General features: G+C 65.2%; 20 protein-coding genes. 7 read left to right on the top strand and 13 right to left on the bottom strand.

Annotated features, from left to right (window positions below; genetic code table 11):
- Window positions 1-76: 76 nt before the first annotated feature.
- Window positions 77-979 carry a dihydrodipicolinate synthase family protein gene (locus tag FLQ03_RS07720; protein ID WP_144371403.1) on the bottom strand — a complete coding sequence of 301 codons (903 nt, stop codon included), beginning with the start codon at window positions 977-979 and terminating at the stop codon, window positions 77-79.
- Window positions 980-1,293: 314 nt separating this feature from the next.
- Between FLQ03_RS07720 and FLQ03_RS07715 the strand changes: the two genes are divergently transcribed.
- From FLQ03_RS07715 to FLQ03_RS07705, 3 genes are all read left to right on the top strand, one after another.
- Window positions 1,294-2,295, top strand: coding sequence for a 4-hydroxyproline epimerase (locus FLQ03_RS07715; RefSeq protein ID WP_144371402.1), 1,002 nt, complete (start codon window positions 1,294-1,296; stop codon window positions 2,293-2,295).
- Window positions 2,296-2,297: 2 nt separating this feature from the next.
- Window positions 2,298-3,551 (top strand): FAD-dependent oxidoreductase, encoded by a 1,254-nt coding sequence (locus tag FLQ03_RS07710; protein WP_144371401.1) that lies wholly within the window; start codon window positions 2,298-2,300, stop codon window positions 3,549-3,551.
- A 259-nt stretch (window positions 3,552-3,810) separates the two neighbouring features.
- On the top strand, window positions 3,811-4,938 hold the full coding sequence (locus FLQ03_RS07705) for a branched-chain amino acid ABC transporter substrate-binding protein (protein ID WP_144371400.1): 1,128 nt from the start codon (window positions 3,811-3,813) through the stop codon (window positions 4,936-4,938).
- A 106-nt stretch (window positions 4,939-5,044) separates the two neighbouring features.
- On the opposite strand, the gene FLQ03_RS07700 is transcribed toward FLQ03_RS07705, so the two are convergent.
- On the bottom strand, window positions 5,045-5,968 hold the full coding sequence (locus FLQ03_RS07700) for a LysR family transcriptional regulator (RefSeq protein WP_144371399.1): 924 nt from the start codon (window positions 5,966-5,968) through the stop codon (window positions 5,045-5,047).
- Window positions 5,969-6,072: 104 nt separating this feature from the next.
- On the opposite strand from FLQ03_RS07700, the gene FLQ03_RS07695 reads away from it, so the two are divergent.
- The 4 genes from FLQ03_RS07695 to FLQ03_RS07685 all read left to right on the top strand — a co-directional run bounded on the left by FLQ03_RS07695 (window position 6,073) and on the right by FLQ03_RS07685 (window position 8,584).
- The gene (locus FLQ03_RS07695; RefSeq protein ID WP_144371398.1) at window positions 6,073-6,849 is read left to right on the top strand and encodes an SDR family oxidoreductase; all 777 of its coding nucleotides are present in this window, start codon (window positions 6,073-6,075) and stop codon (window positions 6,847-6,849) included.
- Window positions 6,850-6,911: 62 nt separating this feature from the next.
- Window positions 6,912-8,036, top strand: a complete 1,125-nt coding sequence (locus tag FLQ03_RS07690; RefSeq protein ID WP_206210889.1) for an aldehyde dehydrogenase family protein — start codon at window positions 6,912-6,914, stop codon at window positions 8,034-8,036.
- Window positions 7,928-8,305 carry an aldehyde dehydrogenase family protein gene (locus tag FLQ03_RS19550; protein WP_276607762.1) on the top strand — a complete coding sequence of 126 codons (378 nt, stop codon included), beginning with the start codon at window positions 7,928-7,930 and terminating at the stop codon, window positions 8,303-8,305. The genes FLQ03_RS07690 and FLQ03_RS19550 overlap by 109 nt, the downstream gene beginning before the upstream one ends.
- Window positions 8,306-8,314: 9 nt before the next feature.
- On the top strand, window positions 8,315-8,584 hold the full coding sequence (locus tag FLQ03_RS07685) for a hypothetical protein (protein ID WP_144371397.1): 270 nt from the start codon (window positions 8,315-8,317) through the stop codon (window positions 8,582-8,584).
- 132 nt (window positions 8,585-8,716) lie between these two features.
- Here FLQ03_RS07685 and katG read toward each other — a convergent pair whose 3' ends face one another.
- From katG to FLQ03_RS07630, 11 genes are all read right to left on the bottom strand, one after another.
- Window positions 8,717-10,927 (bottom strand): catalase/peroxidase HPI, encoded by a 2,211-nt coding sequence (gene katG / locus FLQ03_RS07680; protein WP_144371396.1) that lies wholly within the window; start codon window positions 10,925-10,927, stop codon window positions 8,717-8,719.
- Between the two features lie 189 nt (window positions 10,928-11,116).
- Window positions 11,117-12,313 carry an amino acid aminotransferase gene (locus FLQ03_RS07675; protein ID WP_144371395.1) on the bottom strand — a complete coding sequence of 399 codons (1,197 nt, stop codon included), beginning with the start codon at window positions 12,311-12,313 and terminating at the stop codon, window positions 11,117-11,119.
- Between the two features lie 265 nt (window positions 12,314-12,578).
- On the bottom strand, window positions 12,579-13,643 hold the full coding sequence (locus tag FLQ03_RS07670; RefSeq protein WP_240802223.1) for a porin: 1,065 nt from the start codon (window positions 13,641-13,643) through the stop codon (window positions 12,579-12,581).
- A gap of 119 nt (window positions 13,644-13,762) precedes the next feature.
- Complete coding sequence (cobA, locus tag FLQ03_RS07665) at window positions 13,763-14,521, bottom strand: uroporphyrinogen-III C-methyltransferase (RefSeq protein WP_144371394.1); 759 nt, start codon at window positions 14,519-14,521, stop codon at window positions 13,763-13,765.
- Window positions 14,522-14,631: 110 nt separating this feature from the next.
- Window positions 14,632-17,325, bottom strand: a complete 2,694-nt coding sequence (locus tag FLQ03_RS07660; RefSeq protein ID WP_144371393.1) for a nitrate reductase — start codon at window positions 17,323-17,325, stop codon at window positions 14,632-14,634.
- 30 nt (window positions 17,326-17,355) lie between these two features.
- Window positions 17,356-17,670, bottom strand: coding sequence for a nitrite reductase small subunit NirD (gene nirD, locus FLQ03_RS07655; protein WP_144371392.1), 315 nt, complete (start codon window positions 17,668-17,670; stop codon window positions 17,356-17,358).
- Window positions 17,671-17,837: 167 nt separating this feature from the next.
- Window positions 17,838-20,270: a nitrite reductase large subunit NirB gene (gene nirB, locus FLQ03_RS07650; protein ID WP_144371391.1), complete on the bottom strand. Its 2,433-nt coding sequence runs from the start codon at window positions 20,268-20,270 to the stop codon at window positions 17,838-17,840.
- Window positions 20,271-20,621: 351 nt separating this feature from the next.
- Complete coding sequence (locus FLQ03_RS07645; protein ID WP_144371390.1) at window positions 20,622-21,413, bottom strand: ABC transporter ATP-binding protein; 792 nt, start codon at window positions 21,411-21,413, stop codon at window positions 20,622-20,624.
- A gap of 1 nt (window position 21,414) precedes the next feature.
- A complete protein-coding gene (gene ntrB, locus FLQ03_RS07640) occupies window positions 21,415-22,293 on the bottom strand; it encodes a nitrate ABC transporter permease (protein WP_144371389.1) in 879 nt (292 codons plus the stop codon).
- Window positions 22,294-22,304: 11 nt separating this feature from the next.
- Window positions 22,305-23,567 carry a CmpA/NrtA family ABC transporter substrate-binding protein gene (locus FLQ03_RS07635; RefSeq protein WP_144371388.1) on the bottom strand — a complete coding sequence of 421 codons (1,263 nt, stop codon included), beginning with the start codon at window positions 23,565-23,567 and terminating at the stop codon, window positions 22,305-22,307.
- A gap of 244 nt (window positions 23,568-23,811) precedes the next feature.
- On the bottom strand, window positions 23,812-24,390 hold the full coding sequence (locus tag FLQ03_RS07630) for an ANTAR domain-containing response regulator (RefSeq protein WP_144371387.1): 579 nt from the start codon (window positions 24,388-24,390) through the stop codon (window positions 23,812-23,814).
- Window positions 24,391-24,434: the final 44 nt, after the last annotated feature.

The raw sequence follows: 24,434 nt of genomic DNA, 5'->3' as shown, positions 1-24,434 counted from the left end.
TGGTTCCTCGGGGCGACAGCGCGCCCTTGGCATAGCGTTGCGGCCAACCTGCGCCCATAAGGTTGGCCGCACGGGGTTACAGGGCCGGCAGCGCCGGGCGGCTGGCAATGCCGGCAGCGATGATGGCCTGCACCCGCTCACGCTCGGCACCAGCCAGCGGCAGACGCGGCGCGCGCACGTGCTCGCTGCCCACCCCCACCATGGCCTCGGCCAGCTTCAGGTTTTGTACCAGCTTCATCGACACGTCCAGGTGCAGCAGCGGCGCGAACCAGCGGTAGATGGCGCGGGCTTCTGCCACGCGGCCGGCGCGCGCTAGCCGGTAGATGGCCACCGTTTCTTTCGGGAACGCCACCACCAGGCCGGCCACCCAGCCGTCGGCACCCATCAGCAGGCTTTCCAGCGCCAGGTCGTCCACGCCGCTGAAGATGGCAAAGCGGTCGCCCACCGCGTTGATCACATTGGTCAGCGTGCGGATGTCGCCGCTGGATTCCTTGATCGCTACGAACTTCGGTTCGGCCGCCATCTGCGCGTACATCTCGGGGGTGATGTTGACGCCGTAAGCCACCGGGTTGTTGTAGATCATGATCGGCAGCGGGCTGGCGTCGGCCACGCGCTGGTAGTGGTTCAGCGTTTCGCGTTCGTCGGACACGTAGCGCATGGCCGGCAGCAGCATGATGCCGTCGGCACCGGCGGCGTGCGCGGCCTGCGCCAGCGCGGCAGCAGCGCGGGTGCTGTCTTCGGCCACGGTCAGCAGTACCGGCTTGTTGCCGGCCACTTCCTTGGCGGCTTTCAGGATGCTGATCTTTTCGTCAGCGGTGAGGGTGGACGCTTCGCCCAGCGAGCCGCAGACGATGATGCCGTCGGCGCCGCAATCCAGCTGCCACTGGATATGGCTGGTAGTGGCAGCCAGGTCCAGGCTTTCGTCGGCGTGGAATTTGGTGGTAACGGCGGGAAAAACGCCAGTCCAGAGGTGTGCCATCAGGGTGCTCCTTGCAGGGTGTGGGTGCAGCGCAGTGGCTGCGGGTCCATTTCATGCTAGGGAGTTTTGCATCCAAAAAACAAGCGTTTTTGTATACAAAATAGCGTTTATTCACAGAGGCGACGCTACCGCACCGCAACAGGGATTTTTTACAACAACACAGCAATACATTGTTTTTATTACTATTTTATACAGAAATCGCTTAACAAAGCTCAGCATAAGCGCTGTGGCATTTTGACAAATATTACCGTCAATATTGTATTCAAAACTGCCACTGCATACAGTGAAGCCACCGCAAGCAAAGGAGCATGGCAATGGCAGTGACGGAGTTTGAATGCATAGATGGCCACACCTGTGGCAACCCGGTACGGCTGGTGACCAAGGGCGCGCCGGCACTGGCAGGCAACACCCAGGCCGAGCGGCGGCAGGACTTCCTGGCCCGCTTCGACTGGATGCGCACCGGGCTGATGTTCGAGCCACGCGGCCACGCCCAGATGTCCGGCGCCTTCCTGTACCCGCCCACCCGCGGCGACTGCGACGTGGCCGTGCTGTACATCGAAACCAGCGGCTGCCTGCCGATGTGCGGCCACGGCACCATCGGCGTGGTCACCATGGCCATCGAACACCAGCTGGTGACGCCGCGTACGCCGGGCGTGCTGAATCTGGACACCCCCGCCGGCAAGGTGGTGGCCGAATACACCCAGGTTGGCCGCAAGGTGCAATCGGTGAAGCTGACCAACGTGCCGTCCTTCCTGCTGCTGCGCGATGTTGAGGTGGAAATCGCCGCGCTGGGCCGGCTGCAGGTGGATATCGCCTACGGCGGCAACTTCTACCCCATCGTGGAAGCGCAGCAAAACTACCGCGACATGGCCGATTACACCCCCGGCCAGCTGGTGGCGATGGGCAACGAACTGCGCGACTACATCAACGCCCACTACGACATCGTGCACCCGCTGGACCCCACTATTCGCGGCGTGCGCCACGTGCAGTGGACCGGCGCCCCGAAGCAGCCCGGCTCGCACGCGGCCAACGCGGTGCTGTACGGTGCCGCCGCGCTGGACCGCTCGCCGTGCGGCACCGGCACCTCGGCGCGGCTGGCGCAGCGCTTTGGCCGCGGCCTGATGCAGCCGGGCGACGTGCTGGTACACGAAAGCCTGATCGGCAGCCAGTTCACCGGCACCATCGAGGCCGTCACCGAGGTAGCCGGCATCCCGGCCATCATCCCCGGCATTGCCGGCTGGGCCATCACCACCGGCTACAACCGCATCCTGCTGGACGATGCCGACCCGTACGTACACGGCTTTGTGGTGGGCTGAACATGAGCAAGCCCGCCCAACACATCCTCGTGGCTGGTGCCGGCATTGTCGGCATTGCCACCGCGCTGCAACTGCAGCGGGCCGGCCACCGCGTCACGCTGCTGGACCGTGGCGAACCAGCGCGCGAAACCAGCTACGGCAACGCTGGTGCACTTGCAGTGAGCGACGTCATCCCGCTGGCCGAGCCTGGCGTGCTACGCAAGGTGCCCGGTTGGATGCTGGACCCGCTGGGGCCGCTGGCGGTGCGCTGGCGCTACCTGCCCACGCTGGCACCGTGGCTGGCGCGCTTTGTCGCCGCCAGCCGCCCGCAGCGCGTGGCCGAACTCACCCGCGCACTGGCGGCGCTGCTGAACCGCGTCAACGACGACTACGCGCCACTGATCGAACACGCCGGCCTGCAACACCTGTGGCGCCGCCACGGCAACCTGACGCTGTACCGCAGCGAGGCCGAGTTCCACGCCGCCCTGCCCGCCTGGCAAGCCAAAGCCGCGCACGGCGTAGCGTGGCAAGCCCTGGACCGCGCCGCGCTGTTGGCCGCGTCGCCCGGCATCGCAGACGAATGGCAATACGCGGTGCACGTGCCGGCGTGGTCGCACGTGGACGACCCGTACACCTTCAGCCGCGGCCTGTTTGATGCCTTCATGCGTGACGGCGGCCGCTTTGTGCAAGACGAGGTGCTGCAAGTACGGCATGGCGGCGGGCAATGCCAGGGCGTGGACACCGCACACCACGGCACGCTGCACGGCGATGCGGTGGTGATTGCCTGTGGCGTGTGGAGCGACCGCTTCGCCCGCCAGGGCCGTTACCGACTGCCACTGGAAAGCGAGCGCGGCTACCACGTCACGCTGCCCAAGGCCGGCGTGGCCCTGCAGCACTTTATCCAGTGCGCCAGCGAAAGCTTTGTGATCCTGCCGATGGCCAATGGCGGCCTGCGCTTGGCCGGCACCGTAGAGCTAGCCCACCGCGACGCCGCGCCGGACTGGCGCCGCGCCCACATCCTGCTGGACAAGGCGCGGCGCATCGTCGGCGACTTCAGCCACGAAGACATGAGCGTATGGATGGGCAACCGGCCGTCGCTACCCGACACCGTGCCGGTGATCGGCCCGGCGCCGGACGTGGCCGGGCTGTACTTTGCCACCGGCCACGGCCACCTGGGCCTGACGCTGGCGGCCACCACCGGCGCCCTACTGGCCGCGCAGATTGGCGGCCAACCCTGCGGCATCGACATGGCGCCGTACCGGCTGAACCGTTTCTGAGCACGCGCACCGAGATGATCGATCATTGACAATCGTTTGTATGCAATTGGTGCAAGGCCAGAATCGACCCGGCGCCAACACACAACCACAAACCATTGTTCTGAAATGATTTTTTAAAAAAACACCGGCTAGCCGGCCAGCAGGCACACCCCGTGCAATGCCACCGCCGTCTTACCGGCAACACCCGCCCGGCAGCCGCCGGGCAACAGGGCCGCGCTGCGGCCAACCTGGACCTTGCAACGAGAAATGGAGTAAACACATGAAGCAGCAACAACTGGCGGTATGGGTAGCCGGCGCAGTCCTGGCCATGTCGTCTCCGGCATTTGCCGACACCGTGGTGAAAATCGGCTTTGCCTCGCCGATGTCCGGCCCGCAGGCGCATTACGGCAAGGACAACGAAAACGCCACCCGCATGGCCATCGACGACCTCAATGCCAAGCCGATCACCGTGGCCGGCCAGAAGGTGAAGTTCGAGCTGGTATCGGAAGACGACCAGGCCGACCCGCGCGTGGGCACCCAGGTGGCGCAGCGGCTGGTAGACGCTGGCGTCAAGGCGGTGATCGGCCACTTCAACTCCGGCGTATCCATCCCCGCGTCGCGCATTTATTCCGACGCCGGCATCCCGCAGCTGTCGGTGTCCACCAACCCGGCCTACACCACTAGCGGCTACAAAACCACCTTCCGCTTGGTAGGCAGCGATAGTCAGATCGGCGGCTCGCTGGGGCGCTACGCAGTGATGCAGCTGAAAGCGCAGCGCATTGCCGTCATCGACGACCGCACCGCCTACGGCCAGGGCATTGCCGACGAGTTTGTGAAAGCGTTGGCCGGCATGGGCAAAAAACCGTTCAAGCGTGAATACACCAACGATAAGGCCACCGACTTCACCGCCATCCTCACGGCACTGAAAGCGCAGAACCCGGACGTGATCTTCTACGGCGGCGCCGACGCCCAGGCCGCCCCGATGGCGCGCCAGATGAAGCGCCTGGGCATCAACGCCAGGCTGATGGGCGGCGACATGCTGAATACGCCCACCTTCATCCAGCTGGCCGGCGCGGATGCCGTGGGCCACTACTCGGCCGTGGCTGGTGGCGAACTGGGTAGCCGCCCGGCGGGCAAGGACTTTGAAAGCCGCTACAAGGCGCGCTTCAAGCAGGATGTGGTACTGCTGGGGCCGCAGTTCTACGACGGGGTGATGATCGTGGCCGACGCGATGAAACGCGCCAACAGCACCGAGCCGGCCAAGTTCCTGCCGCTGATTGCCAAGACCGCTTACAAAGGCGCGACTGCCGACTTCAGCTTTGACGCCGCCGGCAACCTGAAAAACGCGCCGGTCACCATCTCGCAAGTGGAAGGCAACGACTGGAAAGTGAAGTCGGTGGTGCAATAACACCGGCCGCCGCGCTGCGGCCAACCTTGGCGTATCACCCCAAGGCTGGCCGCATGGCACAGCACAAGGCCCCGCCATTAGCGGGGCCTTGCTGCGTTAACAAGCGCTACGGCTGTGCCGGTGGCCGCATCGCGTCGGTACGCTGCTGTAGCACCGACTGCACCCAGCCGTGAAACAGCTGCACCCGGCGCGACAACTGACGACGGTGCGGGTAAACCAGGTGCACCGGCAACGGCGCCGGGCGCGCCTGCGGCAACACTTCCTGCAAGGCGCCGCTGGCCAGATGGTGCGCCACATCGTAGCGCGGCACCTGGATCAGCCCCAGCCCCGCCAGCGCGCAGGCGATATAGGTCTCGGCGTTATCGGCGCTGGCGCGTACCGACAGCAGCATGCTGCGTTCGACATCCCCTTCCTGCCAGCACCACGGCGCCTGGCGGCCACTGCTGCGCGACACATAACCCACCATCACCTGCCCGGCCAGATCGGCCACGCTGTGCGGCACGCCATGCTCGGCCAGGTAGGCCGGGCTGGCGCAGTTCACCATCGCAAAATAGCCCAGCGGCCGCGCTACCAGGCTATCGTTCTGCACCTCACCCACCCGCAGCGCGCAGTCCACGCCTTCGCGCACCAGATCGACCATGCGGTCACTGCTGCCCAGCTCCACCTGCAACTGCGGGTAGCGCGCCAGAAAACCCGGTAGTGCCGGCGCCAGCAAGCGCCGGGCAATGCGGCTGGGCACGTCCACCCGCAAGCGACCGGAGACCAGTTCATCCTGCGGGCGAAACTGCTGCTCCAGCTCGGCCATGTCCACCACCAGCGCGGCGGCCCGCTCGGCCAACGCCTCGCCATCGGCGGTGAGGCTTACCTGGCGCGTGGTGCGATGAAACAGACGCACCCCAAGCCGTTCTTCCAACTGGCGCAGCGCTTGCGACACCGTAGCACGCGGCATACCCAATTGGTCTGCCGCCAGGGCAAAACTGCCACTTTCCTTGATACGCAAGAACACGCGTAATTGATCAATACGGTCCATTGTTTGTGATTTGCGGATAAACAAATCCGATACTACTTGTTTATTGTGCTATTGCAATCAATTGATACTGAGAGCTCCCACCACAGCGTCACAAGGAGCTTCACATGTCAGATCTGCACAGTATTCACGGCAAGGTTGTCCTGATCGCCGGCGGCGCCAAAAACCTGGGCGGCCTGCTGGCCCGCGACCTGGCTGCACACGGTGCCAAGGCCGTTGCCATCCATTACAACTCGCCCGCCAGCGCTGCCGACGCCGAAGCCACGGCCAGCGCGGTACGTGCCGCCGGCGCCCAGGCCGTCACCCTGCAGGGCGACCTGACCAGCGCCGCAGCGATCGAAAAGCTGTTTGCTGACACCGTAGCCGCCGTTGGCCGCCCCGACATTGCCATCAATACCGTAGGCAAGGTACTGAAAAAGCCGTTGGTGGACATCAGCGAGGCCGAGTACGACGAGATGAGTGCCGTCAACGCCAAGTCGGCGTTCTTCTTTCTGAAAGAAGCCGGCAAGCAGCTGAACGACAACGGTAAGGTGTGCACCATCGTCACCTCACTATTGGGCGCCTTCACGCCGTTCTATGCCTCGTACGCTGGCACCAAGGCGCCGGTAGAGCACTTCACCCGCGCCGCCGCCAAAGAGTTTGGCGCCCGTGGTATTTCGGTGACGGCGGTCGGCCCCGGCCCGATGGACACCCCGTTCTTCTACCCGGCAGAAGGCGAAGAGGCGGTGGCGTACCACAAGACTGCCGCCGCGCTATCGCCGTTTTCGCCAACCGGGCTGACCGACATCCACGACGTGGTGCCGTTCATCCGCCACCTGGTTAGCGACGGCTGGTGGGTCACCGGGCAGACCATCCTGATCAATGGCGGCTACACCACCAAGTAAGCCCCGCCCCACGGCACGCACCTCCCCGGCCCGCGAGGGCCGGGCCCACTCTGGAGCCCGCCATGAACCCGTACCAACCTATGCTGGATACCCAGCAAGCCTTTTTTGCCAGCGACGGCAGCAAGAGCGCCGCCTGGCGGCTGGATCAACTGGACCGCATGACCCGCCTGCTGCAAGACAACCAGGCAGCGCTGTGCGATGCGTTATACCAGGACTTTCACAAGCCACCATTCGAGCAACAGTTTGAAATCAGCGTGCCGCTGGGGGTAATCGACTACTACCGCACCCACCTGGCCACGCTGATGGCACCCGAACCGGTAGCCATACCGCCGGGGCTGGCAGCCAGCGGCCACCGCGGCATGATCTACAAGGAACCCTATGGCAGCTGCCTGGTGATCGGCCCGTTCAACGCACCCATCCTGCTACTGCTGGACCCGGCCATCGCCGCGCTGGCAGCAGGCAATACCGTGATCCTGAAGCCGGCCAACACCACACCCACTGTCGCCGCACTGCTGGCCACGCTGATAGCGCAGTACTTTGCGCCGGAGGCGGTCAGCATCGTCACCGGCGGGCGCGAGGAAATCGGCGCACTGCTCGCCCTGCCCTTCGACTTCATTTTCTTTACCGGCAGCGCCAGCGTCGGCAAGGTGGTGATGCGCGCCGCCGCCGAGCACCTGACGCCGGTCATACTGGAGCTGGGCGGCCAGAACCCCACCATCGTGGACGAAACCGCCAATTTGCGCATCGCCGCGGAGCGCATTGCCTGGGGCCACAACGCCATCTCCGGCCAATGGTGCATCGCGCCCGGCTATGTGTGCGTGCAGCGCAGCGTGGCCGACGCCTTCATCCCGGAGCTGAAAGCCGCCATCGTGCGCATGTACGGCAACGACCCGCAGCACAGCCCGGACTTCGCCCGCATGATCTCCGAACACGACACCGAACGCGTGGCTGGCTACATCCAGCCAGACAAGGTGGTGCACGGCGGCCGTTACGACGTGGCGGCGCGCTACGTGGAGCCGACGGTGCTGTACCCGCCAGCTGGGACGACCCGGCCATGCAGCAGGAAATCTTCGGCCCGGTGCTGCCGGTACTGGTGTACGACGAGCTGGACAGCGTGCTGGCGCAGATTGCGCGCAAACCCAAACCACTGGCGGCCTACTTGTTCAGCGAGCACGCCCCTACCGTAGAAAGCTTTCTGGGCACGTTGTCGTTTGGCGGCGGCTGCATCAACCAGACCAATCTGCACTGCTGGATAGACAGCCTGCCGTTTGGCGGCGTGGGTTATTCCGGTATGGGCAAGTACTACGGCAAGGCTGGTTTCGAAGCCCTCTCCAACCGCAAGGGGATATTGCTGGGCCGCAGCGACGCCGAAATAGACGTGTTCCCGCCCTACGCCGGCAAGGACATTGCGGCCAACCTGTCGGTGTTCAGCTGGCCAGCCGGCACAAGTGATTAAGGAGAAAACATGCACGTCATTCTGGTCATCGCCGGCGGCTTCGGGCTGCTGGGCCTGTTTGTGCTGTTTGGCTGGTTATGGGGCGCCAGTACGGCCGCCATGGCGCTGGCGGCGAAAGCTTTTGTGCCAGCCTGGCTAATCTTGGCGCTGGTGAATATGTGGGTAGGCGTCAGCCACGCCGGCTACACGCTGCGCGAGGAGCTGCCCATCATGCTGCTGGTGTTTGCGGTGCCGGCAGTGTTAGCCGCCGTAGCGGTGTATCTGCTGACCCGCAGCTAGCGCGGCGGCGGCCAACCTTGGCCTATCACCGCCAAGGTTGGCCGCATGGCAAAGCACAAGGCCCCGCCGCTGGCGGGGCCTTGCTGTTGGCAATGCTGCCACCTGTTGCTACAGGCGGCAGCGTAGCAGCGCTTACTTCAGGTCGAAACGGTCCAGCGTCATCACCTTGTTCCAGGCGCGGACGAAGTCGCGCACGAAGCGGGCCTCACCGTCCTGCTGGGCGTACACCTCGGCCAGCGCCCGCAGCTGCGAGTTGGAGCCGAATACCAGATCAACGCGGCTGGCAGTCCATTTCACGGCGCCCGTATCACGGTCGCGGCCTTCAAAGCGGCTGGCTTCTTCCGACGTCGGCGCCCATACGGTGCCGATGTCCAGCACGTTGACGAAGAAGTCGTTGCTCAGCACACCCGGGCGCTGGGTGAACACGCCGTCCTGCACACCACCGGCGTTGGCGCCCAGTACCCGCAGGCCGCCCACCAGTACTGTCATTTCCGGCGCACTCAGCTTCAGCAGCTGGGCCTTGTCTACCAGCAACTGCTCGGCCGGCACGCGGAACGCCTGCTGCTGGTAGTTGCGGAAGCCATCGGCCTGCGGCTCCAGTACGGCAAACGATTCCACGTCGGTCTGCTCGGCCAGCGCATCCATACGGCCTGCAGCAAACGGTACCGTTACCGCGTGGCCGGCGGCAGCGGCAGCCTGCTCGACGGCGGCACCACCGGCCAGCACGATCAGGTCGGCCAGCGACACTTTCTTGCCGCCCTGCTGTGCCGCGTTAAAGCGCTGCTGGATGCCTTCCAGCACGGCCAGCACGCGGGCCAGTTGTGCCGGCTGGTTCACCTCCCAGTCTTTCTGCGGCGCCAGGCGGATGCGGGCACCGTTGGCACCGCCGCGCTTGTCGGAACCGCGGAAGGTAGAAGCCGACGCCCAGGCGGTAGCCACCAGCTCGGCCACACTCAGGCCACTGGCCAGCACCTCGGCTTTCAGCGCGGCCACGTCGGCGTCATCCACCAGCACGTGGTCTACTGCCGGGATCGGGTCTTGCCAGATCAGGTCTTCTGCCGGCACGTCCGGCCCCAGGTACAGCGCTTTCGGGCCCATGTCGCGGTGCGTCAGCTTGAACCAGGCGCGGGCAAAGGCATCGGCAAACGCTTGCGGGTCCTGATGGAAGCGGCGCGAAATCGGCTCGTAGACCGGGTCGAAGCGCAGGCTCAGGTCGGCCGTGGTCATCATCGGCGGGTGATTTTTGCTCGGGTCGTGCGCGTCCGGAATCATGTGCTCCGGCTTCACGTCCTTGGCAACCCACTGGTGGGCACCGGCCGGGCTCTTGGTCAGCTCCCACTCGTAGCCGAACAGCATGTCGAAGTAGCCGTTATCCCAGGTGGTGGGGTTGGGTTTCCACGCACCTTCGATGCCGCTGGTGGTGGTATGCACGCCCTTGCCGCTGCCGAACTGGTTGATCCAGCCCAGGCCCATCGCTTCCAGCGGGGCGGCTTCCGGCTCCGGGCCCACCAGGCTGGGGTCGCCAGCACCGTGCGCCTTGCCGAAGGTGTGGCCGCCGGCCACCAGCGCCACGGTTTCTTCGTCGTTCATCGCCATACGGGCAAAGGTTTCGCGTACGTCGCGGCCACTGGCTACCGGGTCGGGGTTGCCGTCCGGGCCTTCCGGGTTAACGTAGATCAGGCCCATCTGCACGGCGGCCAACGGGTTATCCAGCTCGCGGTTACCGCTGTAGCGGCTGTTTTCCTTGTCGCTGGTGGCCAGCCATGCTTTTTCGCTGCCCCAGTAGATGTCTTCTTCCGGCTGCCAGATGTCGGCACGGCCGCCGCCGAAGCCGAAGGTCTTGAAGCCCATCGATTCCAGCGCACAGTTGCCGGCCAGAATCATCAAATCGGCCCACGACAGCTGGTTGCCGTACTTTTGCTTGATCGGCCACAGCAGGCGGCGGGCTTTGTCCAGGTTGCCGTTATCGGGCCAGCTGTTCAGCGGGGCAAAACGCTGGTTGCCGGTGCCACCACCACCGCGACCGTCTGCCGTGCGGTAGGTGCCGGCACTATGCCAGGCCATGCGGATGAACAAGCCGCCGTAGTGGCCCCAGTCGGCCGGCCACCACGCTTGCGAGGTGGTCATCAGCGCGTACAGGTCCTTCTTCACTGCGGCCAGGTCCAGCTGCTGGAAGGCCTCGGCGTAATCGAAATCGTCGCCAAGCGGGTTGGACGCCGGCGCGTGCTGATGCAGGATGCCCAGGTTGAGCTGGTTGGGCCACCAGTCACGGTTGGCGCGGGCGCCGAAGGTGGCTTTGGTGGCAGAGGCGCGGTGGAAGGGGCATTTCTGTTCGTTGCTCATGCTGTCTCTCCTTGCTTGGGGTATCGGTCTGACTTGGTGAGATCAGCATAGTTGCCTGCGGCCGCCATGACTATTGAATTGATTTAATGGAAGCAATGGAAATTTACTATCGCATAGCAAATAGCAATAATAAAAACACAAAAAACCCCGCCTCTGCGGCGGGGTTCCTTGGCCAGGCTAACGGCGGGCTCAGCCCTTCAGCACCTCGGCCATCGCATCGGCCACGTACTCGACGTTGCGGCTGTTCAGGCCGGCCACGCACATGCGGCCGGAGCGCACCAGGTACACGGCAAACTCTTCACGCAGGCGGTCTACCTGCTCCGGGCTCAAGCCGGTGTAGCTGAACATGCCGCGCTGTTTGATGAAGTAGCTGAAATCGCGCCCCGGCACCTTGGCGGTGAGCACTTCGTACAGCTTCTGGCGCATAGCCTTGATGCGCACGCGCATTTCGGTCACTTCGCCTTCCCATTCGGCACGCAGCGCGGCGTCGTTCATCACGATGGCAGTCACCTGGCCACCGTGCGTCGGCGGGCTGGAATAGTTGCGGCGTACGGTGGCCTTCATCTGGCCCAGTACACGGCCGGCTTCTTCGGCCGTGCCGCACACCACCGACAGGCCGCCACAGCGCTCGCCGTAGAACGACAGGTTTTTGGAGAACGAGTTGCTCACCACAAAGCTGACGCCGGCTTCGGTCATGGCGCGGATGGCAAAGGCGTCGTCGTCCAGGCTATCGCCAAAGCCCTGGTAGGCGATGTCCATGAACGGCAGCAGGTCGCGTACTTTGACTACCTCAATCACCTTGCGCCACTGGTCATTGTCCAGATCCACGCCGGTAGGGTTGTGGCAGCACGGGTGCAGCAGCACGATGGTTTTGGCCGGCAGCTGGTTGAAGCAGGCGATCATGTCGTCAAACTTCACACCGCCCGTGGCAGCGTCGTAGTACGGGTAGTCGTGCACGGTGAAACCGGCGCCTTCAAACATGGCGCGGTGGTTATCCCAAGTGGGGGCACTCACCCAGACTTCCGCTTGCGGGAAGTAGCGCTTCAGCAGATCGGCACCGATTTTCAGCGCGCCGGAGCCGCCAATGGTCTGGATGGTGGCAATGCGGCCAGCCTGCACAGCTTCGTGCTCGGCACCCCACAGCAGCTGCTGTACGGCGGTGCGGTAGTTGGCCGCACCTTCCATCGGCTGGTAGCTGCGCGGGCCGGCTTCGGCCACGCGGCGCGCTTCGGCTTTCTGCACCGACGGCAGCAGCGGAATGCGGCCTTCCTCGTCGTAGTACAGGCCGATGCCCAGGTTCACTTTCGGGCTGCGGCTGTCCTTGTTGAAGGTTTCCACCAGGGTGAGGATGGGGTCGCCTGCATAGGCTTCAACGTGTGCAAACATGATCTTGTGGTTTCTCTCTCTAACGTCTGGCACTGCGCAAGGTGCAGTACACGGGGTATCCGTCGATAAAAGTAACACATTGGCGCCGCAGCGCCAGACCACGGCAGCAAAGATACAAAAATGTGCAATAAAACTATCCATAACAACCAAAACCAGCCACAGGATTGCCATCAACACCCAATCACCCGGACCAAACCTGCCTGCTAACCAGTCTCAATAAAAAAGCCAGCCCGAAGGCTGGCTTGCCTTATTGGCAAGGTTTGGCTTAGAAGTTTACCTTCATACCGATACCCAGGCCGGTCGGGTTGGAGCCGGCGCCCACACCGCTCAGGCCGGCACCGCCGAAGGTACGGGTTGCGGCGTCTTCGTTGGTGATGCGAGTGTAGTAAGCGTAAGTCTGGGTGCGCTTGGACAGATCGTAGGTAGCGCCCAGGGTCAGCTGGTCGGCGCCATCCTTGGCGCCCGACTTGGACTCACCCATGGTGGCGTAGATCAGGCCAACGGCTACTTTGCCGAATTTCTGCTCGGCGCCTACAGCCCAGGCAGACTGCTTCAGGTCACCGGTGGATTTTTCGTTCTTCTCGTGCTCGTAACCCAGGCCCAGTTTGGTATCGCCAAACTTGTAACCCAGCGACAGCTTCATGAAGGTCTGGTCCAGATTGGTGTTACCGGCAACGGCGTTCTTTTGCTGCTGAACGTCGTAACCGAAACCGGCGCTCAGACCACCATCGGTATAGCTGGCAGCCAGGCTCCAGCGCGCCTTGTTGGTGCGCGCACCGCCAACCGTGGTACGGACTTCGTCAAAACCGTAGGAAGCGCCGCCCTGGAAGCCGCTGTAGTTCTTGGTGTAGTAGTGGATGGAGTTCTGCAGACGGGCGTCGCCACGGCAGAACACCGCTTTGTCAGAGCATACGTCGGCGATGGTGTCACCCATGGTGTTGACCATGCCAGCCTTGGCGATCGACTTGTAAACGGTGTCGTTGTTACCCAGCAGGATGCGGCCAAAACCGCCTTCCACGCCAACAAAGCTGTTACGGGTGGCAAAAGTGCCTTTGCGGGTACCGCCGTCGTCGATGGAGACTTCTTGCTCGATCTGCCACAGCGCCTTCATGCCGTCGCCCAGATCGTCAGTACCCTTGAAGCCCAGCTTGGTGGTGTTGGAGCTCAGGCGGTTAACCGAACCCAGGTTGTTGGCTGCATTGGTGGCGCCATCAGCCTTCACGTTTTCCACGGAAGCGTTCATGGTGCCGTAGATGGTAACGTCCGCCAGGGCAAACGGGGCGATCAGGGTAGAAGCAACAGCAGCAGCAAGCAGTTTTTTATTCAGCACGGTAAAACTCCGGTTGATGATGAAGTGGTTTCAAACACAAGCCGGCAATTTACCTGCCAATTATGTAAACACTGTTACCTGCGGCCAACAATCATGAATTGAATGCCCCATCTCTGCCGTCACGCTACCGCACTACCCGCCTCCGCAGCCGGCAACGCCAGCTGCATCGCGTGCGCCACCACCTCGCCCAGAATGATCACCGCCGGGCTGGCCAGGCCGCTGGCGGCCACGTCGGCTTGCAGATGCGCCAGTGTGGTGACTAGGTGCTGCTGCTCACGGCAGCCGGCGCGGTGCACCACCGCCACCGGCAAGTTGGCCGCAAAACCGGCGGCCAGCAGCTGCGGCACCAGCTGCGGCAAGCCGGCCATGCCCATGTAACAGACCACAGTCAGCCGGCTGTGCGCCAGGGCCACCCAATCCGGCTGGCTGCCGTCCTGCGTGTGTGCGGTGACCAGCGCCACGCCCCGCGCCACACCACGGTGGGTCAGCGGCAGGCCCAGGTCGGCACCGGCGGCAAAACCGGCGGTAATACCGTTGACGGCCTCTACCGCCACGCCGCGCTCGGCCAGCCATGCCCATTCCTCCCCGCCACGGCCGAAGATGAACGGGTCGCCGCCTTTCAGCCGCGCCACCTGCCGCCCTTGGCGGGCGTAGCGCGCCATCAGCCGCAGTATGAAGGCCTGCGGCGTGGACTTGCAGCCCCCGCGCTTGCCCACCGGCACAATACGCGTGCCGGGGCGGGCAAAATCCAGAATGTCGCGCCCCACCAGGTCGTCCACCAGCCAGACGTCACAGGCCTGCAGCACGCGCAACGCCTTCAGCGTCAGCAATTCCGCATCGCCGGGGCCGGCGCCGATCAACCATACTTTGCCACTCATGCTGCTTTCCTTTCTGCATCGGGCCCGGGGCGCGGGCCGCTTTGCACGATACATCAAGCCAAAAGTTCTGCCAGACCGTTTTCTTATAACCAAATAGCCATATCCGGTACTTACACCGTCGCACGCTGACACAAGCGCTTCAGCTCCGGTACGCAGCTGCCGCAGCCAGTGCCGCAACGCAGCTCGCGCTGCAGGCCGGCCACGTCCAGCCCGCGCGCCGCGCCGGCCACGATGGCGTCTTCACGCACGCCCTCGCAGCTGCACACCACCCGTGCCAGCGCCGGCCCGCCCGCCCTGCCCTGCAGCAGCGCCGCCAGGCTGGCCGGCGCGGCGCCGCCATCCAGCCACGCCCCCAAGGCCGGGGCGGTGGCCGTGTCGCCGGCCAGCAGATAGCCCAGCGGCGTACGCCCGGCCAGCCACACACGGCGCAGCACCCCGCGCGCCGGGTCGTCGAACGCGGCCAGCACGGCGCCGGCTGGCTGCAGCACGCTGGCCAGCTGCTGCAATACGTCTGGTGGCGGCGCCTCGGCCGCGGCCAGCTCCAGCTGCAGGCCGGGCTTGCCGTCCAGGCTGATGGCCACCGCCACCGCGTAAGGGAACGCCGCGCGCAGCGTGTCCAGCCGCGGCCGCAAGTTGGCCGCATCGCCCAATAGCTGCAAAGAAGCCCGCCACGGCAGCCGTGCCGGGGCCACACTGACCGCGGCCAACTTCAGCTCCGGCTGCTGCGAATGCGGGTCCACCGCGCGGCTGGTCAGCGCATTGATGCCATGGCCGCCCAGCGTGGCGCTGCCCCAATGCATCGGCACGAATACCACGCCGGGGCGCAGGCCCTCGTCGGCTACCACCGGCAGTACCGCGCTGCCGCGCTTGTTGCGCAGCGTGGCCAGCATGCCGGCCTGCACACCGTGGCGGGCCATGTCCCGCGGGTGCATCGCCAGCTGCGGCAACGTTTGGTGGCGGGTCAGACCCGGCACCAGTGCAGTACGGCTCATGCTGTGCCAGTGGTCGCGCAGGCGGCCGGTAGTCAAGCGCAGCGGGAAGTGCGCCGACACCTTGTCGGCCGGCGGCTGCCAGCCGATGTCGGCAAAGCGGGCGCGGCCATCGGGCGTGGGGTAGACGCCATCGCCGTACAGCCTGCTGCGGCCAAGCTGGCCGTCAAACGGCCATTGCTGCGGCCCCAGCCGGTCCAGCAGCGCGTAGTCCAGCCGGCTGTAGTCGAGGTCACGCCCGGCGGTGGTGGCAGCGTGCTCGGCAAACACGGCGGCCACGTCGGCAAACCTAAACAAGCCCGCCCGCTCCGGGGCAATGCAGGCAGCCAGGCGCTGCGCCACGTCGGCCACGATGCGCCAGTCCTCGCGCGCCTGCCCCGCCGGTGGCAGCGCGGCACGCACGCGGCTGATGCGGCGCTCGCTGTTGGTGACGGTGCCGTCTTTTTCCGGCCAGGTGGCGGCCGGTAGCACGATGTCGGCAAACGGTAGGGTGTGGCTGCTGGCAAACGCTTCCTGCACGATGACGCACTCCACTTTCTGCAAGGCGGCACGCACCAGCGCCTGGTCCGGCAGCGAAAACGCCGGGTCGGTGCAGGCGATCCACAACACCTTGATACGCCCGGCGGCGGCAGCCTCGAACAGCGCCACGGCCGGCAGACCGGGGTTGGCCGGCAGCGCCGGCACACCCCACAACGCGGCCAACTCGGCACGGTCGGCAGCACTGGCCGGGTCGCGGTGCCCTGGCAGCAGCGTGGCCAGCGCGCCTACCTCGCGCCCGCCCATGGCGTTGGGCTGGCCGGTCAGCGAAAACGGCCCGGCGCCGGGGCGGCCGATGTGGCCGGTGGCCAGGTGCAGGTGGATCAGCGCCGCGTTCTTGTCGCTGCCGTTGCTGTACTGGTTCAGCCCCATGGTGTAGCAGGACAGCGTGGCCGGGCTGGCGGCAAACCAGCGCGCGGCGGTGACGATGTCGTCTTCGTGCACGCCGCACAGCTGGCTGGCGGCGCGCGGCGTGTACTCACGCAAGCGCGCCCGCAGCGCGGCAAAGCCCGCGGTGTGCTGCGCGATGTAGTCACGGTCTATCAGGTCTTCCCAGATCATCACGTTGAGCATGGCGTGGAACAGCGCCACGTCGGTGCCCGGCAACACCGGCAGGTGCAGGTCGGCCAGGCTGGCGGTGTCGGTACGGCGCGGGTCGGCCACGATGATTTTCATGGCCGGGTTGGCCGCACGCGCCGCCTCCAGCCGGCGGAACAGCACCGGGTGCGCCACCGCCATATTGGCGCCGGCGATGAACACGCAGCCGGCGTGGTCGAAGTCTTCGTAGCAAGCCGGTGGCGCGTCGGCGCCCAGCGTGCGCTTATAACCGCTGACCGCACTGGACATGCACAGCCGCGAGTTGGTATCGACGTTATTGGTGCCCACCAGCGCCCGCGCCAGCTTGTTGAACAGGTAGTAGTCTTCGGTCAGCAGCTGGCCGGACAGGTAAAAGCCCACCGCGTCCGGGCCATGCTCGGCAAGGGTGGTGGCGAGCCGGCTGCTGACCGCGTCCAGCGCGCTGTCCCAGCTTAGCGGCTGGCGCGCTTCGTCCTTGCCGGTGCGCAGCTGTGGCTGCAGCAGGCGGCTGCCGGCCACGCCCACGCTCTGCCCCAGCGTACGGCCCTTGCTGCACAGGCGGCCGAAGTTGGCCGGGTGCTGCGCATCGCCCACCACCCGGAGACTGCCATCCGGCTGCGGGCTTACCCGCACGCCACAACCGGTACCGCAGTAACAGCAGACAGTGGCGATGTCGCCATCCGATGCGCTTGTGTCATTCATGCTCGCTCCTTGCGGCCAACCTTGCCGTGCTCAGTCCAGCGCCAGATAGACGGTGCCGTCTTCCAGCTTCAGCGGGATGTGGCCGCTACAGCCTTCGTCCGGCGCGCAGGCCTGGCCAGTGGCCAGATCGATGTGCCAGTTGTGCAGCGGGCAGGCCACGCGATGGCCGGACACGATGCCCTGCGACAACGGCCCGCCCTTGTGCGGGCAGCGGTCCAGCAGCGCAAAGGCCTGGTCGTCCACGGTGCGGAACACGGCGATATCGACCTGCCCTGCCCGTTTCAGTACCCGCGCGCCCTGCGGCGGGATGTCTGCCAGGCGGCAGACGGCTTTCCAGTTGCTCATGTTTGCTTTCCTTTTTTTGGCCACGGAAACACACGAAAGAACACGAAAACGGCACCACTGATGTCAATGGTGACGAGGCAGGCATGGCAGCCGTTTCCCCTAGCGCAGCAACAGGCCTGTGCTTTTTTCCGTGCTGTCGGTGTGCTTCCGTGGCGACATCAGATTTTCTACACCGTCAGCGGCGCAAACTCGTGCTGCGCCACGCCGCCTTGGTAGCGTTCGGCCCACGGGTCTTGCTCGAACGACAGCGCAAACTTCAGCCGCGCGTACAGCTCGCTGCGGTTGACCGCATCGTCCAGCACGCGCTGCTTGATGTAGTCCATGCCTACCCGCTGCAAAAAGTGCACGGTGCGCTCCAGGTAGAACGCTTCCTCGCGGTACAGCTGCAGGAAAGCACCGCTGTACTGCATCACCTGGTCGTGCGTTTTCACCTTGCAGAAGAACTCGGCCACCTCGGTCTTGATGCCGCCGTTGCCGCCGATGTACAGCTCCCAGCCGGAGTCCACGCCGATGATGCCCACGTCCTTGATGCCGGATTCGGCGCAGTTGCGCGGGCAGCCGGACACCGCCAGTTTCACCTTGGCCGGGCTCCACATGCCGAACAGGTCTTTTTCCAGGTCGATGCCCATCTGGGTGGAATCCTGGGTGCCAAAGCGGCAGAACTCGCTGCCGACGCAGGTTTTCACCGTGCGCAGGCTCTTGCCGTAGGCGTGGCCGGACGGCATGTCCAGCTCGCGCCACACCGCCGGCAGGTCCTCCTTCTTCACGCCCAGCAGGTCGATGCGCTGGCCGCCGGTCACCTTCACCAGTGGAATGGCGTACTTGTCGGCCACGTCGGCAATACGCCGTAATTCGGCCGGGTTGGTGACGCCGCCCCACATGCGCGGCACCACCGAGTAGGTGCCGTCCTTCTGGATGTTGGCGTGCACGCGCTCGTTGATGAAACGCGCCTGCGGGTCGTCGCGCGCCTCGCCGGGCCAGCTGGAAATCAGGTAGTAGTTCACCGCCGGGCGGCACGTGGCACAGCCGTCCGGGCTGCGCCAGCCCAGTACGCGGAAGGTGTCGGCCAGGCTGGTCAGATGCTGTTCGCGGATGGCGGTCCGCAGCTGGCCGTGGGTGATGTCGCTGCAGCCGCAGACCGGCTTTTCCGACTTGGGCTTCACGTCGGCGGCGCCGCCGACGCAACTGATCAGGATCTGCTCCACCAGCCCGCTGCACGAGCCGCAGGAGCTGGCCGCCTTGGTGTGCTTCTTCACGTCGTCGACGGTAAACAGGCCTTTTTCCTGGATGGCCTTGACGATGGTGCCTTTGCACACGCCGTTGCAGCCGCACACTTCGGCGTCGTCCGGCAGGCCAGCGGCACGGTTCTGGCCCTGGTGGCCGGTGTCGCCCACCGCGCCCTCGCCCAGCATCAGTTGTTCGCGGATGGCGTGTACCGGCTGCTGCTCGCGGATCAGGCGGAAGTACCAGGCGCCGTCGGCGGTGTCGCCGAACAGGCAGGCGCCGACCAGCTTGTCGTCCTTCACCACCAGCCGCTTGTAGATGCCGCCTACCGGGTCAGACAGCGTGATGTCCTCGCAACCGTCGCCGCCCATGAAATCGCCGGCCGAAAACACGTCCATGCCGGTGACCTTCAGCTTGGTACTGGTGGCCGCCGGTACGTAGCGGGCAATGCCGAAGCGCGCCAGATGGTTGGCCGCCACCTTGGCCATGTCGAACAGCGGCGCCACCAGGCCGTAGCTGACGCCACGGTGGCTGACGCACTCGCCCACCGCGTAGATGCGCGGGTCGAAGGTTTGCAGGTGGTCGTTCACCACCACACCACGGTCGCAGTACAGGCCGCTGGCTTCGGCCAGTGCGTAGTTGGGGCGGATGCCCACCGCCATCACCACCAGCTCGGCCGGCACGCTGCTGCCGTCGCGGAACTGCACCTCGGCCACACGGCCGTCGGCGCCGGCCACTAGTGCTGCGGTCTGCGTTTGCAGCAAAAAGCGCAGGCCTTTGGCTTCCAGGCTTTGTTGCAGCAAGTTGGCCGCCGTGCGGTCCAGCTGCCGCTCCAGCAGCCATTCGCCCAGGTGCACTACCGTTACCTGCATGCCGCGCGCCAGCAGGCCGTTGGCGGCTTCCAGCCCCAGCAGGCCGCCGCCGATCACCACCGCGTGGCGATGATTGGCCGCAGCGGCGATCATGGTTTCCACGTCGGCAATATCGCGGAAGGTCACCACGCCGGGCAGGTCTTTGCCCGGCACCGGCAGGATGAACGGGCTGGAACCGGTAGCCAGCAGCAGCCGGTCGTACGGCACGCTGTGGCCGTCGGCGGCGTGCACCACACGGCGGGCACGGTCGATGGCCACCACCGGCTGGCCTAGGTGCAGCGTGACGCCGTGCCCGGCGTACCAGTCCAGGTCGTTCAGCACGATATCGGGCAGCGTCTGTTCGCCGGTCAGCACCGGCGACAGCATGATGCGGTTGTAGTTGGGGTGCGGCTCGGCGCCGAACACGGTGATGTCGTAGGCGTCGGGCGCCAGCCGCAGCAGCTCTTCCAGCGTGCGCACGCCGGCCATGCCGTTGCCCACCATGACCAGTTTGGGTTTGTCCATTGTTGCGTCCTTTCCAGCCGGCTGCGCCACCGCGGCTTTGCTGCGGCACAGGCCAAAAAAAAAGCCCGCTACCGTGGGCACCCCCACGGCAGCGGACTTCCTTGTCCCGCTCCTGCGCCGCCATTGGCGCAAGAGACCTTTGCGTATTATTGCTACAGCAACTGCCGTGCCAGCCTGGCAGGTCCGTTTCCGCCGCTTTTGCGGCCAACCTGGCCTGTGGCTGGTGCACGGCCGCACCAGTTTGCGGCATGCCACCCTGCTTGCCCCGAGGCGGCGCAGCCAGACACGCCAATGAAAAAACCGGGCACAGGGCCCGGTATCAACGCGCTTGGCGGGACAAACTATTACCGGCTAGGCCGCTTCCCGTTTGTGCTTCTGGTACAGGAAGTCCAGCACCGCGCTGCGGCAGGCGTGGTAGGCCGGGTCGCTGGCCAGTGCCAACCGGTTGCGCGGCCGTGGCAGGTCGACGTGCAGGATGTCGCCCACGGTGGCGGCCGGGCCGTTGGTCATCATCACGATACGGTCGGACAGCAGCACCGCCTCGTCCACGTCGTGCGTCACCATCACCACCGTGCTGCCGGTCTTGTCGACGATCTTCACCATCTCGTCCTGCAGGTTGGCACGGGTCAGCGCGTCCAGCGCGCCGAACGGCTCATCCATCAGCAGCACCTTGGGCTCCATCGCCAGCGCCCTGGCAATGCCCACCCGCTGCTTCATGCCGCCGGAGATCTCGTGCGGGTGCTTCTCGCGGGCATGCTGCAGGCCCACCAGCGCCAGCGCCTCATCGGTGCGTGCGGCCAACTGTGCCTTGCTTTCCTTGCTGCCGAACACGCGCTCCACCGCCAGCAGGATGTTGCCGTAGCAAGTGAGCCATGGCAGCAGGCTGTGGTTCTGGAACACTACCGCGCGCTCGGGGCCGGGGCCGTCGATTTCGCGGCCGTTGCACAGCGCAATGCCGTCGCTCGGGTCCAGCAGGCCGGCGATGATGTTGAGCACCGTGGACTTGCCGCAACCGGAGTGACCGATCAGCGACACGAACTCGCCCTGGCGGATGGTGAGGTTGACGTCCTGCAGCGCGACGAAGCGGCCTTTTTTGGTATCAAAGTGCTTGTGGATGTTTTCCAGCTCGACAAAGCGGTCCATGTCAGTTCTCCTGCCCGAAGCTGGCCTTGCGCGCCAGCCATACCAGGGCTTGTTCCAGCAACAAGCCCACCAGCCCCACCACGAAGATGGCGATCAGGATGTGCTCCACGTTCAGGTTGTTCCATTCGTCCCACACCCAGAAGCCCAGCCCCACGCCGCCGGTGAGCATTTCGGCGGCCACGATCACCAGCCAGGCCGTGCCCACCGCCAGCCGCACCCCGGTCAGCATGTGCGGTAGCGTGGCCGGCAGCAGGATGACGCTGAACACCTTCCACTCCGACAGCCGCAGCACGCGCGCCACGTTCAGGTAGTCCTGCGGTACGGCGCGCACGCCGGCGGCGGTGTTGAGGATCATCGGCCAGATGCTGGAGATGAAGATCACCCAGATCGATGCCGGGCTGGCGGCCTTGAACACCAGCAGGCCGATCGGCAGCCAGGCCAGCGGGCTGACCGGGCGCAGCAGGCTGATCACCGGCGCCGTCATGCGCGCCAGAAAATCGAAGCGGCCGATCATGAAGCCCAGCGGAATGCCCACCAGCGCCGCCATGCCGAAACCGGCGCCGACACGGCCCAGCGACATCAGGATGTTCCAGCCTATGCCCTGGTCGTTGGGGCCGTTCTGGTAGAACGGGTCGGCAAACAGTTCGCGTGCCGAGGCCCAGGTGCTGACCGGGCCGGGCAGGCTGCCCTTGCTCAGTTGCGACACCAGCGTCCACAGCAACAGAAAGGCCAGCAGGCCCAGCAAGGGCGGCACCACGGCGCGCAGCAGCGGCACCAGCGGTGCCACCAGCGGGGTGGCGGCCAGGCGGGCTACCGGCGACGCCGGCTTGCGGCGGCGCGGCAATGCCAGGTTGGCCGCAACGGGTTTGGCAACGGTCATGTCACACCTCCTCAGGCCTTGATCTTGAAGCTGGCGGCGTAGGCCGCCGGATTCTTGCCGTCCCACACCACGCCGTCGATCAGCTTGCTGCTGCGCATGTCACTGGCCGGCACCGGCACGCGGGCCATGGTGGCGGCGTCCTTGTAGACCGCAATCTGGTTGATCTGCCTGGCCACCGCCAGGTAGTCGGGGTCGGCTTTCAGCAGGCCCCAGCGCTTGTGCTGGGTCAGGAACCACATGCCGTCGGACAGGTAGGGGAAGTTGACCTTGCCGCCGTCGAAAAACTTCATCAGCTTGGGGTCTTGCCATTTCTTGCCCAGGCCATCTTCGTAGGCGCCCAGGAAGCGGCCTTCGATCACCGGCTCCGGCGCGTTGACATAGGCCTTGTCGGAAATCAGCTTGGCTACTGCAGCGCGGTTTTTCACGTCGTCGATGTAGCGCGAGGCTTCCAGCAGCGCTGCCACGAGCGCGCGGGCGGTATTGGGGTTCTGTTTCACCCAGTCGCCGGTGGTGCCCAGCACTTTTTCAGGGTGATCGGGCCAGATCTGCTGCGTGGTGGCCACGCTGAAGCCGATGCCGTCGGCGATGGCGCGGGCGTTCCACGGCTCGCCCACGCAGTAGCCGTCCATATTGTCTACGCGCATATTGGCCACCATCTGCGGCGGCGGCACCACGATGGTTTTCACGTCGGTCAGCGGGTTGACGCCGTGCGCGGCCAACCAGTAATACAGCCACATGGCGTGGGTACCGGTGGGGAAGGTCTGGGCGAAGGTGTACTCGCGCGGCTCGGCCTTGATCAGTTTGGCCAGCGCCGGGCCGGTGGTGGCGCCCTTCTCTTTCAGCTGGTTGGAAAGCGTGATGCCCTGGCCGTTCTGGTTCAGCGTCATCAGCACCGCCATGTCTTTCTTGGGGCCGCCCACGCCCAGGTGCACGCCGTAGATCATGCCGTACAGCGCGTGCGAGGCGTCGAGCTCGCCGTTGACCAGCTTGTCGCGTACTGCCGCCCAGCTGGCTTCCTTGGACGGCACGATGGTGATGCCGTATTTCTTGTCGAAGCCCATCTTCGAGGCCACGATCACCGAAGCACAGTCGGTCAGCGGGATGAACCCCACCTTGACTTCGGTTTTTTCCGGTTTGCCCACAGGGGCAGCCAGCGCTTGCAGGGCAAAGCCGGCGGGCAAGGCGGTAGAGGCCATCAGTGACAAGGCTCCCTTGAGAAAGTCGCGGCGGGCGGCCGCCAGGGTTTGGGTATCGGGTTGCTGACGCGTTTTCATGTTTGCTCCTAAGCGGTAGCCACAAAAGAAAAGCGTCCGTCGCCCTCTCGTCAGAAAGGGCAACGGACGCCGTTGTCCGTACTCCCAGGCTTGCGCCGCCGTTGGCACCTTCCTGTTGAATGTGTTGGCGCTACCTTGCGCCTGCTGTCACGTCAGCAAGTGCCGTGCCAGCCTTGAAACCGTGTTTTGCTGCCTGCCGGCGTAGTTTGTGCACCGCAATAGCGCGGCCACGCACCAGCGCAGCTCAGCCTTGCAGCCATTCGGCCAGGCTGATGATCTCCTGCGCCACGTCGGCCAGCCGCTTTTGCTGCTGCATCGCGCGTTCGCGCAGCTGCTTGTAGGCAGTCTGCTCGTCCAGGCCTTTCATCTGCATCAGCAGGCCCTTGGCTTTTTCGATCACCTTGCGCTCGGCCAGCTGCTGCTGCGCGCTGGCCAGCTCGCTACGCCGTGTCTGCTCCAGCTGGTGACGCTCGATGGCCACCTCCAGCAAGGGCTGGATGCGTGCCGCTTCCACGCTGCCCACCACGTAGGCGGCCACGCCGGCCGACAGCGCAGCGCGGATGGTGTCGCGGCGGCTGTCGTCGGTGAACATCACCACCGGCTGGCCGTGGCGGGCGCCCATCACGCACACCTGCTCCAGCATGTCGCGCGACGGCGCGTCGCTGTCGATCAGCACTACGTCGGGCCGGGCGGCAGCCAGCATGTCGGCCAGCTGCAGGTTGGCCGCCACCTCGGCCACCACGCGCACGCCTGCTGCCGCCAGCGCTTCCTTCAGCGCGGCGGCCTTGCCGGAGCCATCGTTGACCAGCATGACGCTTAACATGGGTAACCTGTCCTTCGGGTGGATTGGCCACACACGCAGCAAGG

This window comes from Vogesella urethralis, from assembly GCF_007644045.2.
GTDB classification, from domain to species: domain Bacteria; phylum Pseudomonadota; class Gammaproteobacteria; order Burkholderiales; family Chromobacteriaceae; genus Vogesella; species Vogesella urethralis.
Note: the sequence above shows the minus strand (reverse complement) of the source record. Positions and strands in the feature narration are given on the sequence as shown.